This window comes from Leptospira andrefontaineae (assembly GCF_004770105.1).
GTDB classification, from domain to species: Bacteria; Spirochaetota; Leptospiria; order Leptospirales; family Leptospiraceae; genus Leptospira_B; species Leptospira_B andrefontaineae.
Window position 1 is genome coordinate 179881 of sequence record NZ_RQEY01000001.1, and the last position, 12320, is coordinate 192200.

The 12320-nt window shown below is 38.8% G+C and carries 13 protein-coding genes; 10 read left to right on the forward strand and 3 right to left on the reverse strand.

Features of this window, described 5'->3' with window-relative positions; translation table 11 throughout:
- Positions 1-7 precede the first annotated feature (7 nt).
- A complete protein-coding gene (locus tag EHO65_RS00850) occupies positions 8-1030 on the reverse strand; it encodes a DUF2804 domain-containing protein (protein ID WP_135772362.1) in 1023 nt (340 codons plus the stop codon).
- Between the two features lie 137 nt (positions 1031-1167).
- On the opposite strand from EHO65_RS00850, the gene EHO65_RS00855 reads away from it, so the two are divergent.
- Together EHO65_RS00855 and EHO65_RS00860 are read left to right on the forward strand one after the other, a co-directional pair.
- Positions 1168-2055: an LIC_13029 family protein gene (locus EHO65_RS00855; protein WP_135772363.1), complete on the forward strand. Its 888-nt coding sequence runs from the start codon at positions 1168-1170 to the stop codon at positions 2053-2055.
- Between the two features lie 129 nt (positions 2056-2184).
- Positions 2185-3882 (forward strand): transglutaminase-like domain-containing protein, encoded by a 1698-nt coding sequence (locus EHO65_RS00860; RefSeq protein WP_244243390.1) that lies wholly within the window; start codon positions 2185-2187, stop codon positions 3880-3882.
- 49 nt (positions 3883-3931) lie between these two features.
- On the opposite strand, the gene EHO65_RS00865 is transcribed toward EHO65_RS00860, so the two are convergent.
- Positions 3932-4525 (reverse strand): DUF6962 family protein, encoded by a 594-nt coding sequence (locus tag EHO65_RS00865; RefSeq protein ID WP_135772365.1) that lies wholly within the window; start codon positions 4523-4525, stop codon positions 3932-3934.
- Positions 4526-4620: 95 nt separating this feature from the next.
- Here EHO65_RS00865 and EHO65_RS00870 point away from each other — a divergent pair, with 95 nt between their 5' ends.
- The 8 genes from EHO65_RS00870 (at position 4621) to EHO65_RS00905 (ending at position 11067) form a co-directional block, all read left to right on the forward strand.
- The gene (locus EHO65_RS00870; RefSeq protein WP_244243391.1) at positions 4621-5904 is read left to right on the forward strand and encodes a hypothetical protein; all 1284 of its coding nucleotides are present in this window, start codon (positions 4621-4623) and stop codon (positions 5902-5904) included.
- A gap of 64 nt (positions 5905-5968) precedes the next feature.
- Positions 5969-6790 (forward strand): aldo/keto reductase, encoded by an 822-nt coding sequence (locus EHO65_RS00875; RefSeq protein ID WP_135772367.1) that lies wholly within the window; start codon positions 5969-5971, stop codon positions 6788-6790.
- On the forward strand, positions 6750-7634 hold the full coding sequence (gene lepB, locus EHO65_RS00880) for a signal peptidase I (protein ID WP_135772368.1): 885 nt from the start codon (positions 6750-6752) through the stop codon (positions 7632-7634). Before EHO65_RS00875 ends, lepB begins: the two co-directional genes overlap by 41 nt.
- 80 nt (positions 7635-7714) lie before the next feature.
- Positions 7715-8164: a MarR family winged helix-turn-helix transcriptional regulator gene (locus tag EHO65_RS00885; RefSeq protein ID WP_135772369.1), complete on the forward strand. Its 450-nt coding sequence runs from the start codon at positions 7715-7717 to the stop codon at positions 8162-8164.
- Between the two features lie 103 nt (positions 8165-8267).
- Positions 8268-8705 carry a DoxX family protein gene (locus tag EHO65_RS00890; RefSeq protein ID WP_135772370.1) on the forward strand — a complete coding sequence of 146 codons (438 nt, stop codon included), beginning with the start codon at positions 8268-8270 and terminating at the stop codon, positions 8703-8705.
- A 322-nt stretch (positions 8706-9027) separates the two neighbouring features.
- Positions 9028-10383, forward strand: coding sequence for a sensor histidine kinase (locus tag EHO65_RS00895; protein ID WP_135772371.1), 1356 nt, complete (start codon positions 9028-9030; stop codon positions 10381-10383).
- Between the two features lie 64 nt (positions 10384-10447).
- Entirely contained in the window at positions 10448-10729 is a 282-nt protein-coding gene (locus tag EHO65_RS00900) for a GNAT family N-acetyltransferase (RefSeq protein WP_100710983.1), read from the forward strand.
- Entirely contained in the window at positions 10726-11067 is a 342-nt protein-coding gene (locus tag EHO65_RS00905; RefSeq protein ID WP_135772372.1) for a VOC family protein, read from the forward strand. Before EHO65_RS00900 ends, EHO65_RS00905 begins: the two co-directional genes overlap by 4 nt.
- Here the strand turns inward: EHO65_RS00905 and EHO65_RS00910 are convergent.
- Positions 11064-12302 (reverse strand): BaiN/RdsA family NAD(P)/FAD-dependent oxidoreductase, encoded by a 1239-nt coding sequence (locus EHO65_RS00910; RefSeq protein ID WP_135772373.1) that lies wholly within the window; start codon positions 12300-12302, stop codon positions 11064-11066. The genes EHO65_RS00905 and EHO65_RS00910 overlap by 4 nt on opposite strands.
- Positions 12303-12320 lie beyond the last annotated feature (18 nt).

Here is a 12320-nt window from a genome sequence, read left to right on the forward strand (position 1 = left end):
TGTGAAACTACCAAAGAGACCTGTGGAATTCCGTGAATCCCCAGACATCTTTGATCTGGACTTCCCTTCCCTTTTCCGGTCTAAAACTTCCTGAAAATTTTCCTACAAATTGTCTAAAATACAATTTGGTCCAGATCAGATTTACTTTTTCTCTTCTTTCTCCCTTTGGTTCGAATTCTAAGCGGATACGCCCTTCTTCGTCCCAAAGTCTCCAAGGTTTGTATGGATCTTTATGAGAAAAATCGAATATACATCTGCTGACCCTCTGTCTTTCAGAATCGATCCAATACGCGTTCTCCGGAAAAAAACTTTCGTTTACTAAAGCGGCAAAATTAGCACCTATCTTTGTCCTATCCGGAAGAACGGAAGAGAACGCGGCCCAATACCAATTTGTCTCTCTTCTTAAATAACCACCGGACCAATCGTAAACCATAGTGGTTCTGGAAGGATCTCGAACGAGCTCCTTCTTCTCATATTTTACGCTGATACGATCGGGAATCAAAGGAGAACATTTTTCAGTAAATGTCCAACGACTTGGCTCGGAAGGATTTAAGACCCTAAGCGGATTATGAGTAATAAGAGAATATGGAAATTCTCCAGAGATCTCTAATTTATTCCCAAAGTTTGCATCGAGTAGAAGTTTTCCTTCTGAATGGGATTTGCGAATATTCAAGAAGGACTTTCCCTTTTTGAAAGAGATCTCGTATTCATCAGGATTGGCCGGGAATTTTAAAGCAAGACCTAAGTCGGGTCCTTTTACATCGAATTCGTAAACTTTTCCCTGATCGAATTTATACAGATAAGCAAACACGTTATACGCATATCCGAGACTCACTGCCGCAATTCCGACCAAGCAGTCTTCCATCATGATCCCTAGATAATTGAAAGAATGGAAAGCGAACTTCTTTTTGAGCCCTTTGATCTCCTTTCCGAAAAAATCCAGAAGAGTAAAATCGTGATGATTGAATTCGATCGGACCATCCCAAACTCCATAGTGTACTTGATTTTCGGGTCCGATAATTTTTTGCATAGATTTCGCTCGATTTTCGAACGCTTAGTTGAAAAATCAATGGGATTTCTACCTCATCAACCAAATCTGCTTTACAATTAACTTTTTCATACCAAGATCGACCTAACATTCGTTCGGGAATATCGGCATAACCATTCATGGGAGAAATCCAGAGCAAGCCTGCAGGAAGTAGAGAAAATCTCGAAGCTTCTGACTTAAAAACTCTGAAAGATAAAAAAACTTCCCGAGAGATCTCAGTTCTTCTCTATCGAGTATTATTTCGAAGTGAAGAAGTTCGGGGAGGTTCGGTCAAAGTTGTTAAAGAGACTTTTATCCGCACTCATTCCAATCATCCTGAACAATTCCCGATCCTAGATAGGGCTAAATTCGTCCGGGATATGATCTCCGTATTCAAGACTTCTACCGTTCTAAATCCTGAAAAACTGGATTCTTTTTTCGCTTCTATACATGCAGCTTTCCAAAACGAGATCAGATATTTTTTAGGCAAATCCACTCAGTTCACATTTGATATCATGTTTCAGGTGATCGAGTCTATCCTTCAAGAGATGAGTCATCCGGAAGACCAAAGAACTGTGGATGTAAAAGATAGGGAACTTATCTTAAAACATTTTAGAGCCTATAACGATCTTTCTAAATTTTTCAATAAGATGGGAACTTCCAAAGCGGTGATCGATAAGAAGGACGATATCATCACTGAGATCTCTATCAATCATAAAGAGATCACAATCGTTTCTATCGAGAATATGTTCCGAAATATTTTGGCCCAGATACTTCTTTCCCGTAAGTACAATTGCGGAACACTGATCGATAAATGGTCTACTGAATACGGTTTTGGTCCGGAACAGGCTCAGTCTATGAGAAATTATATCCAAGAAACTGCACCTTTAACCGATTTCAGAACACAATACGCAAACGCGTTACGCGCTATTGGAACGGAAAATGATATGGACCTGATGTTCCTTAGAACTCTATCCAACTATTATTCATCTTGGGTAACCCAAGTTTCCGAACAGATCCCTGCTTAAAACAGTTTGATTTTTAGGACAGTATCCGTCCAAAAACGGATGGATTACTTACGCGTTCCTCTTTTCTCGATCCTCGTATTCCTCTCTTTATTCGTCATGGAACTAGCTTCCGAATCGGCTTATTCTCCCATGAAATGGGAGGCCGCAGAACCGAAAACATTCTCACCTTCTCCCTTAGCTCCTGATGAGAAGATCAAATCATCGCAAGGAAGTTTGCTGGTAGGAGAAACCCTTTATCTACCCTCAAATTTTTCGGACACAAACGGAAAGAACACCGGCGGTTTGCTCATCAGGAATATTAAGACCGGGGCTGCAAATCGGTTGGATCTAAAGGAAACCGTAAGAGGTCTCGCGTGGGATAAGGAAGAAGAACAAATTTATGTAAGGCTTAAAAAAGAAATTATAGTATTGCAGAACAGTTCCTTGGATATTAAAAAAAGGATCCCCTTCTTTCAAACAACAGCCTCTTGGGGGAATATAGGTTTTGCTCAGGGAAAACTTTTCGAGATCAGAGAAAATAAACTGATTTTTTACGATAAGGAAACCGGATCTGAAATAGAACAGAAGGATCTACCTCTTCCCAAAGTTTCCTTTGCATTCGATTGTTCGGGAAAAGAGATCTTTTTTTGGCATTCAAAGGACGGAACAAATTTACATTCATATGATCCTATTTTAAATAAGATCAAAAATAGTCTTACCGTACATTTGGAATCCAAAGAAGCGGGCAGACTCTCCTGTTTTAAAAACGATCTAATAGTATTAAGCCCAGAATCCGAAGTTTATCAAAATCTAATACGGATAGGGAACGATTACTATTTGGGAAAACAGGAAAATTCTGTGCTCAAAGGAAATCTAAGTTATAGATTTTCACCAAGCAAGGATACGATCCGTTTTGTTTTAAAGATCGCTCCTAAGGAAAATTCTCCGGAAACGGAAATCGCAGTCGCCATCCCACCTCAAGAAACTTCTTCTCAAACTCTGAGCGATGAAAAATTCCATCCCAACGGAAAATTAACCGAAGATAAACAAAATAATCGTACCTTGATCATTCCTATCCCCGCTTTAAGCTCGGGGCAAAGCTGGGAAGAAACAGTATATTCTGCTAAATTAACAAGATATAATATAGATTCAGGTCTTACCAATTTCCAAACTTCTTGGGAAGATTGGAAGGTTCCGAACGAATGGAAACAATATTTAGAGGATGTTTCGGTTTATAAGATATCCGATCCTGAAATTATCCGAATCAGAGATGAACTAAAATCCTCAAGCTCGAATGTGGAAGAATATATACAATCAGTTTACAAATACATCCGAAAGAATATGGTGTATAAGCAGGATGGTAGATTCGATCCTGCGCCTACGGTTCTTCAAAATGGACATGGTTCCTGTACGGAGCATAGTTACGCTCAGATCTCTCTACTACGGAGCGCAGGGATACCGGCTAGAATGGCTTGGAACTGGCTACCTGTAGGAGAAAAAGTAGAGTTGAATCATAAAATTGCAGAAGTATGGCATCCTTCCTTCGGTTGGATACCAATGGAACCTTTGGCTCCTCCTCGAACGAGAGCTGGCCTAACATATGCAAAACATATAATATTTGCAGTACTCAATCAGCCCAGTCATTCCATCATAAAAGGAGGAGATACCCTAGCTAATTTTACGAAACCCGCAGGTGGGGCAACCAGATCGGTCTCCATTGAATTAATCCCGGAAATCTCTCATAGATCCGCAAAACAATACGGCTCAGAAGCGGAAGAAATTTACCAGAAATCGAATCCTGTAAAAAATCGTATATTAGAAAAATATGAAGAAAGGATTGTGGAATAAGAAGGAAGGTAACGCCGCAGTTATAGACAATCTGCGGCGTTTTTTAGGATTATCCGATCCTTTTTAAAGAATAACCTAAACAATAGGACGCTGCAGCTAATCCATAATGAAATAGATCCACTCTAGGAAGCCCTGCAATCGTTCCTACAGTTCCAATTACAAGTCCGGATAGAATGAAAAGTAAAGCCCCAGCTATTCCGTACAAAGCGGCTGTCTTATGAGAACCTTTGTATTTTTGGATACATACTACTAGAACTGCAATCAATGCGATTGCTCCGATCAACGTTGCATATAAACCCAAAGGATAAAGATAACTTAATACGGCTAAAACTAAAAGTATCAAACTAAGAAGATTCCAAGTTTTGCCGTTTATTTTACCGAAACCTGCATTAAAAAATGCGATCCCGATCCAAGGAACTCCAACCACTCCTGCAACATGCACGATAGGTCTATAGATTTGGCTGATCCAATCTCCTCCTAAAAAGAAAACCACACCTAGAAGTGCACCTAACCCGATCAAAAAAAGACCGTAGGCTCCTCCCTTTTTAGAAACATTTCCTTTAGAGGAAGATTGGACGGAAAGACCGGCCCATATGGCGAAGATTGCCAATACTAAATCAGAAATAGCAGTACTAATTTGCATGACGAACAAGGAATCCTATCCGAATCAAAATGCAAGAAGGATTCATTTTAAAATTGATTTTCCTAGAGTCTTCTTTATTCTCAGGACTTTTTATTATGAGTTTAGACTCTTGGACCTCTGGACCGGATGGTATTCGTAAAGATATTAAAAATCCCTATTCGAGCGGATGTACTTTCATTATTGGGATCTTAGCCTTTGGCGTATTCGGCAGCATTGCTTCTTTATTTTTCGGAGTCATGTTCTTAACTGCAGAGGATAAGCTCTTTCCCGGGTTTGGATTTTTCTTCTGCATCTCACTCGTAACAATTTTTATAATCACAATGAGAAGTTACAGAAAAGCTTCTCATATAGTTAAAACGATAGAGATCCAAACAAATACTTCTCTACTTTCTTTAAGAGAAACAGGTAAATCAGATGTAGAACTTTCTCTTTCCGAATTCATTTCTTATCTGGTTTTATTCAGAGCGGAAAGATCCTCTTCTACTGGGAATAGTATCAACTCGAACAGCACTTGGAAATACTGGGACATATACTTGGTATACAGAGATGGAAGTTGTATATTACTAGAAACTTTTAGAGATGGGAATTCTCTCAAAGAAGGATTAGAATTTTTTAAAACGGCACTTCCACTTCCTGTATTGGATAGATCGGATCTTAAACTCACAAATCCTGAATCAAAAGAAATCCCTTATAAACAAGATCCTAAAAAAATCGAACCTTCCGCTTGGGTAAAAACGGAATCGAAAGATCAAGGAACAAAGATCGAAATCATAGAACCTAAATCTATAGGAAAAACATTTATCACAATGTTGGTCCCCACTTTATTTTATGGGGCATGGTTCACGGTCGTAAATTCCTTTTTAGAAAATTCTGAAAATCTGATCTTTCTAATCTTCATCGTCCCATTTTCCGTTTTCTTCCTAGGGATTACTACCGTGATGACTGTTTTTATTTTATTCAGAAAAACAGAGGTAATCGCAAATTCACTCGAATTAAAACTTCGTTATTCTACTAGGATCCCGATCTTAAGCAGCTTATTGTATAAAGAAAGAAGTATCCCTCTCTCTTCTATCCGAAATGTGCGTACGATACGAATGGAACAGGACAATCAGATCCTTTGCGTTGCATTAAAATCTCCTAATGGATTAAAACAAAGAACGTTCTTGGATCTTCTGTATAATGTCCAAGGAGTCAATCTTTCAAGCAAGCAGCTCGCAGGAGACGCAGAGCTTCTAGGAATTATCACCTTGGGTTCTTGGCTCCCAAAAGGCCCTGGATATAGCGACTTAGTATATGCAGAGAATGTTTTGGAATCTGTTTTAAATCTGAGAGAAGAGTCTTTGACATTCTCAGATTTGGCTTCTTCTCCCAAAAAATAAAGAGCCGATTTGTTTCGAAAGAAGAAAATATCTGAACCAATCACGAAGGAGTCTAAGAACAAGTATGCAAAATTTAATCTTAAACCAATCCATCCAATTGAATAACGGAGTAGAGATGCCAATCTTCGGTCTGGGAGTTTGGAAAACAAGATCCGGAAAAGAATGTATAGATTCGGTTTTAAACGCTTTAGAATTCGGATACAGACATATAGATACTGCTAAAATTTACGGAAACGAATCAGATGTGGGAGAGGCAATTAAAAAGAGCGGGATCCCAAGAAAGGAATTATTCATCACTACAAAACTTTGGAATAGCGACCAAAGAAATCCGCGCAAGTATTTAGAGGAATCCTTGCAAACATTAGGACTGGACACGATCGATCTATATCTAATCCATTTTCCCGTAGCAGGAACTAGAAAACAAGCCTGGAAAGAATTGGAAAATGCGTATAAAGAAGGTTTGGTTCGTGCAATCGGGGTAAGTAACTATACAATCCCTCATTTGCAGGAATTATTCGAATACGCTGAAATTGTCCCTACGGTAAACCAAGTAGAATACCATCCATTCTTAAACCAAAACGAACTTCTAAATACTTGCAAAAAGAATAATATAGTATTGGAAGCGTATAGTCCCCTCGCCCATGGCCAAAAGATTTCAGATCCAAAACTTGTATCTCTTGCCGCAAAATACGGAAAAACTGCGGCTCAAATTCTCATCCGCTGGGCAATCGACAAAGGATTAGTGGTCATTCCTAAATCAGTCAAAAAAGAAAGGATTTTGGAAAATTCTCAAGTATTCGATTTTAAACTTAGCGAATCGGATTTGGCGGAAATGGAGACTTGGAATGAGAACTTCAGGACCTGCTGGGATCCAACAGGAGCCTAATCTGAAATATCCAAAATCAAAAACTCCTACTTCTTTCAATACTATATCGCGAAAAGTTTGGTTTCAAGGTTCGATAATCCTTCTGTCATTCCTATTTGTAACGAATTGTGATATCCTAATAACCTCGGTATTTAAGGAACATATCATAGATGCGAATTATATTCCTGCCGGCTCAATGGAACCTAATCTCCAAATCGGAGACTATATATTCGTAAAAAAATTTTCCGTTTCTCCGGAACGTGGGGATTTAATCACTTTTTATCCTCCTTCAAATGCAATCACTCCAGAAGAAGCAGAAGGCCCGAATAGAATACGTTTCGTTAAAAGACTGATAGGAATTCCCGGAGATACTATTTATTATTATTATGAACCAATACCGGATTCCACTCAAGCAGCGTTGCGAATCTCAATCAATGGGAAAATTCTACCAATCGAAGCATCGGAAGAAATCTTAAACCAAGAAGATTATGATATTCCATTAGAAGGGATAAAACTTTTTTATGAAAAGATCGGAGATAAAAAATATAAAGTTTTCTTCGGCGATCGCCCTTTTCACGAAGGAGCTTACCCTTCAGATACAAAATTCAGATTAGGAGAAGATGAGTTTTTCTTTCTGGGAGATAATCGAGGAAATTCCTCTGATTCCAGGTTCTGGGGAACCGTTCCAAAGGAAAACATTACCGGCAAAGTGATTTTCAAATATCTTTCTTTCAATTGGAAGGATTATACCTGCTCAAAGCCTGAGGAAAAGGATCCATACCAATACCAAGAATGTCCAAAAGATATAATGTCCAGATGGTCCAGAATGAAATTTAGGTTCCAAAACTTAGGTCCAATCGAATAAGATTCGTATTTAGCCTCTTTTTTTGTTGACTTTTTTCTTTTAGGGAAGTCTATACATTAATAGTTCAATCTTAAAGTATTATGGCCACTCATTATAAAGGAAAGCCTAGAGATGTAAAGGTGCTCGATGCCTACATCAAATTAAGCCGATGTGCGGATTCCATCCGTACAATGGAGGAAAAATTCCTTAATCAATATAATCTGACCAGCGGCCAATTCGGATGCTTGGAGACTCTTTATCATCTTGGCCCTATGTGCCAAAAAGAAATCGGTCAAAAAATATTTTCCTGCGAAGGAAACATCACACAGATCATAGATAATTTAGAAAAAAGAAGTCTAGTAATCAGAGTCAGAAGCGAAGAAGACAGACGTTATTTTATCATCAATCTTACCGACAAAGGAAAGGAACTCATCGGAACTTCTTTCCCAGATTATTTGGAGCAGTTGAAGGGCAAGATGTCCTGCCTCAGCGACGAAGAACTCAAAAATTTAGGACAGATCTGCAAGACTGTCGGACTCAAATCCGCGTAATATGAAGGAGGGATCTATGTTTTTCGGATTTTTCGGCCCATTACTTTAATAATAAACTATTAACCATTAGACTATATAAACAAGAATCATTCAGGAGGTGAGCATGATTCAGAAAATTCTCAAAACGGACTCGGATATAACATCCTTAATTCTAAGGATAACACTTGCAGTCGTGATGTTTCCACATGGAGCACAAAAGGTACTAGGCTGGTACGGCGGATATGGATTCTCCGGAACTTATGCATTCTTAACCGGCGCAGGCTTTCCTGGTTTCTTGGTCATACTTTTATTCATCGCAGAATTTTTGGGACCTATCGGATTACTTTCAGGTCTTCTTACAAGAGTAGCCGCAGCAGGTATTGGGATCGCAATGACAGTCGCAATACTTCCTCATGCAGAACACGGTTTCTTTATGAACTGGGCAGGAAGCCAAAAGGGAGAAGGATTTGAATTCCATCTATTGATGGTAGCAATCTCCTTAGCATTGGTCATCAAGGGAGGAGGAAAACTCTCTGTGGATGGAGCGATCTCCAAAAAATAAAACGTACCATTATACCTAACTACCAACTTCAGAGAGGTCTTCGGGCCTCTTTTTTTTATAAAGAATGATATGGTCTTTCGAATAACGTGCAACTTTCGCGACGAAAAATTGTTTTAAAAATCGATTTGGATTTCTGAAAAAACAAAAAACTAATCATAAGTAATTAGTGTTCAATTTATTTCAGGCTATTACTTAAAGATGAGAAAACAGGATCTTACATAATTCATTATGAAAATAGAAACAATTAAAATTCCCTGCCGCTTTTTATTCGAACTAGAGTATCATAGTTTTAATAGGTTCCTGTAGTCTATTTATAACAACTATGGAAAAAGGAAAAAAATCCGGCCCTCTCGATCGGATTTTCAAATCTATCCAAGGATATCTAACTCCAAAGGCTCCGGTCTCTTCCGGACTTTCGTTTTGGAGAGAACTCATTTTAACTTCTATCTTATTCACGATGAGTATCCTCGGAACTATCGTATATTTCCCGAGTGTATATCTTGCATGGACAGAAGGTAAAACTGAAGTTTTATGGGTAGATTCATTTTCATTAGGTCTAGTCTACCTACTTCTAATCGTTAAAAAAATAAACTTTTCGATTAAGGCCACATTGATCTTAACAATGAATTATTGTTTAGGGCTTTCTCTTTTAATATTCGTAGGTCCGGAAGGTGGAGGATTACTCTGGCTATTTCCTTTTCCTGTGCTCGCAGGAGTTTTATTCGGACTCACTCCTTCTCTATTCGGACTTTTAGCAAATATGATAGCTGTCTTTATAGCTTCCAGAGCGCAATTCTATCTGAGCCTTCCTTGGGCCATGGCTCCGGAAAGATTATATGTGGTAGGTTTAAACTTTTTAATCGCGAATACGATCGTATGTGTTCCTCTAACTATCCTAATGAGGGGATTACAGGAAAGTGTACAGAGAAGGCATGAATATCTTACAAATCTTAGATTAAGAAAAGCTCATATATACAGATCCAAACGTACTTTAGAAAAAGAGATTGCTACCAGAATAGAGATCGAAAGGACCTTGGAAGAAAATTTAAGGGAGAAAGAAGTACTTCTCCACGAGATCCATCACAGGGTCAAAAACAATCTGCAGATAGTTTCAGGAATGCTGAACTTACAAAACATGTATTCTACTGAATCTTCTACTTCCGAAGTTTTGTCTAAGGCACAGAGCAGGATTACTGCAATGGCGATGATCCACGATCACCTCTACAAGCAGGATAAATTTGCGAATGTGGATATGAAAACATATCTGGATTCTCTTTTAAGACATCTAGTCACTTCTTATTTCCCGTCCGGGAATCGAATCGGCTTTGAAGCGGATATGGATCCGATTAGACTTTCCATGGAGAAGGCGATCCCATGTGGTTTAATCGTAACTGAGCTGATCTCAAATTCTCTCAAACATGCATTTCCAAATGACGCAAAAGGAAATATTTTCGTTCAGTTAAAGGTAAAAGAAAATAAGGTCCATCTTACTGTTAGAGATGACGGTGTAGGAATGCCTAGGATCCAAGAATGGTTTGGACAAACTTCTTCTAAAAAGCAGGATCAGGATTCTTCTTTGGGCCTAATGATCATTCGTTCACTGTGTACCCAGCTCAAAGCGGAACTGGATCTGAAAAACACAGGTGGAACTTCCGTTTGCTTGATTTTTAAAACTTGATCGAATTCTATTGTTTTAGCTTTACGAAACCTCCTTCAATAGAGTCGAATCCATAGAGGGCAAAATGAATTCAGTCCAACATGATATTGCAGGCAAAAAATTCCTGATCCTACAAGACGGAAGAGAAGCTCATTTGGTTTATAGAGAGATCGGTTCCCATGTTTGGGATCTATATCATACTTTTGTCCCGACTGATTTCAGAGGAAAAGGGATCGCTTCTCAACTTGCAGAAGCCGCTCTTAAAACAGCAAGGGCAGAAACGAAAAAGATTATTCCGAACTGTTCCTTTGTGCAAACTTATCTTAAAAGACATCCCGAATATTCAGATCTGGTGATCATGGAATGATCCATCATATAGCGATTTCCACGCAAGATCCGGAAACATTAAAAAATTTTTATATAACTATCCCAGGTTTATCTTTCGAAAAGGATCATTTTTATCAGGATGGCAAACTCAGATCCTCTTGGTTTTTAGCGGGAGCAGTTCGTATCATGATAGAAAGAGAAGAAGATCCTAAGGCACCTCATGCACTTATCTTCTCCGCTCCAAAAAAGGAAGAAAGAGTAAAGATAGATTCCTTATTCGGAAATTCTTTTATAGAGAAAACTGATTACACAAAATATTTCAAAGACCCGGATGGGAATCGTTTGGGATTTAGTTCTTATCCGGAACCCTGGGATTAAGTCGTCGCCAAAGCTTTAGCAGCAATAAAAGAAGTGGTCCAGGCATTTTGGAAATTGAATCCACCTGTGATACCGTCTATATCCAAAACTTCTCCTGCGAAATAAAGTCCTGGATGAAACCTACTTTCCATTTTAGAAAAATCCACTTCCTTGCGGCGAACTCCACCACAAGTCACGAACTCATCCTTAAAAACCCCTTTGCCGGAAACTTTCAGAACGGTTCTTTTTAAGATCTCTTCTGCCTGGTGAAATTCTTTGGAAGAAATTTCGGACCATCTTTTTTCCGAACCACAAGACTTCTCCCAAACTCTTTCCCAAAATCTGGACGGGAGATCGAATTCGGAACGACTTCCCGGTTTTTTAGAAGGACTATCCTTCTTCTTTTCTAAAAATATTTCTCTCAATTCTTGTCTGGAATGATTAGGGACCCAATCTACAAGTAATTCCGCTTTATAATCTGAATCGAATAATTCTCGAGCTGCCCAAGCAGAAAGTTTAAGAACCGCCGGACCGCTTAAGCCCCAATGTGTAAAAAGAACGGGGCCTCTTTGTTTTAGTTTAGAGTTTTTGAATATAATCTCAACATCCGATACAGTAAGCCCCTGGAATCCATCTAATAATGGATCTGAGATCTCGAAAGTAAATAAAGAAGGAACAGGAGGTTCTATAGAATGACCCATATTTTCCAGCCATCCCCAAACCTTACGAGAGGAACCGCTCGCTATCAGAACAGAATCAAAATACTCTTCTCCTTCTTCCGTTTGTATCCTGAATCTTTTTCCGTCCGGATCTTCATTTTTATAAATTCCTAATATAGAAATTTTGGTTTGGATCTTTACTCCTGATTTTTTGGCTTCTTCTAGTAAGCAGTTGATGATGGTTTCTGAATTATCAGTGATGGGGAACATTCTACCATCATTCTCCGCTTTTAATTTCACTCCCCTCGATTCAAAAAAACGGATGGTGTCCTTTGGTTGGAATGTCTCAAAGGCTCTTTTAAGTTCCTTCTCTCCCCTTGGATAACGTTTGGATAATTCTTCCGGATCAAAACAGGAATGAGTGACATTACATCTTCCTCCTCCTGAAATTTTAACTTTGGAAAGTACGTTTGGGGATTTTTCGTAAAGAGATACGGAAACTTTTCCATCGGAGAGAATTCTAGTTTGGATGGCTCCGAAAAACCCCGCAGCTCCGCCGCCGATTACGATTACTTTTTTTGAGGAACCAGAATACAATCCACTCTCCTAAAAAGA

What these genes read in the sequence shown, in the direction of transcription:
- EHO65_RS00860 (WP_244243390.1), top strand. Translation starts at nt 2,185, where the DNA reads ATGAAATGGGAGGCCGCAGAACCGAAAACATTCTCACCTTCTCCCTTA.
- lepB (WP_135772368.1), top strand. Translation starts at nt 6,750, where the DNA reads ATGAGAACTTCAGGACCTGCTGGGATCCAACAGGAGCCTAATCTGAAA.
- EHO65_RS00890 (WP_135772370.1), top strand. Translation starts at nt 8,268, where the DNA reads ATGATTCAGAAAATTCTCAAAACGGACTCGGATATAACATCCTTAATT.
- EHO65_RS00870 (WP_244243391.1), top strand. Translation starts at nt 4,621, where the DNA reads ATGAGTTTAGACTCTTGGACCTCTGGACCGGATGGTATTCGTAAAGAT.
- EHO65_RS00865 (WP_135772365.1), bottom strand. Translation starts at nt 4,525, where the DNA reads ATGCAAATTAGTACTGCTATTTCTGATTTAGTATTGGCAATCTTCGCC.
- EHO65_RS00855 (WP_135772363.1), top strand. Translation starts at nt 1,168, where the DNA reads ATGGGAGAAATCCAGAGCAAGCCTGCAGGAAGTAGAGAAAATCTCGAA.
- EHO65_RS00895 (WP_135772371.1), top strand. Translation starts at nt 9,028, where the DNA reads ATGGAAAAAGGAAAAAAATCCGGCCCTCTCGATCGGATTTTCAAATCT.
- EHO65_RS00875 (WP_135772367.1), top strand. Translation starts at nt 5,969, where the DNA reads ATGCAAAATTTAATCTTAAACCAATCCATCCAATTGAATAACGGAGTA.
- EHO65_RS00905 (WP_135772372.1), top strand. Translation starts at nt 10,726, where the DNA reads ATGATCCATCATATAGCGATTTCCACGCAAGATCCGGAAACATTAAAA.
- EHO65_RS00850 (WP_135772362.1), bottom strand. Translation starts at nt 1,030, where the DNA reads ATGCAAAAAATTATCGGACCCGAAAATCAAGTACACTATGGAGTTTGG.
- EHO65_RS00900 (WP_100710983.1), top strand. Translation starts at nt 10,448, where the DNA reads ATGAATTCAGTCCAACATGATATTGCAGGCAAAAAATTCCTGATCCTA.
- EHO65_RS00885 (WP_135772369.1), top strand. Translation starts at nt 7,715, where the DNA reads ATGGCCACTCATTATAAAGGAAAGCCTAGAGATGTAAAGGTGCTCGAT.